The organism is Thermorhabdus hydrogeniformans (assembly GCF_049310025.1).
Classification (GTDB): domain Bacteria; phylum Bacillota; class Thermosediminibacteria; order Thermosediminibacterales; family Tepidanaerobacteraceae; genus JBJYKD01.
Window position 1 is genome coordinate 1 of record NZ_JBJYKD010000241.1, and the last position, 249, is coordinate 249.

General features: G+C 67.9%; 1 protein-coding gene. It reads left to right on the forward strand.

Going from position 1 to position 249, the window contains the following annotated elements; genetic code table 11:
* The coding region (locus ACKX14_RS16275; RefSeq protein WP_422449467.1) for an ATP-binding protein at positions 1-215 on the forward strand (215 nt) is incomplete at its 5' end.
* Positions 216-249: the final 34 nt, after the last annotated feature.

The following is a 249-nucleotide window of genomic DNA, read 5'->3' on the forward strand; positions in this document are numbered from 1 at the left end:
TCACCACCAACCTGGACTTCGCCGAGTGGAGCGCGGTGTTCGGCGACGCCAAGATGACCACGGCACTGCTGGACCGGCTCACGCACCACTGCCACATCGTGGAGACCGGCAACGACTCGATCCGCTACTTGAGATCGACGGCCCAGGCCAAGACGCGCGTGCGGGCCCGGGAGCAGCAGCGTGCGGCGTCTCACAAGGGAGCGAGCCCCACATGAACGACAAGCCCGGCCAGCCGCTTCGGGCTACGCC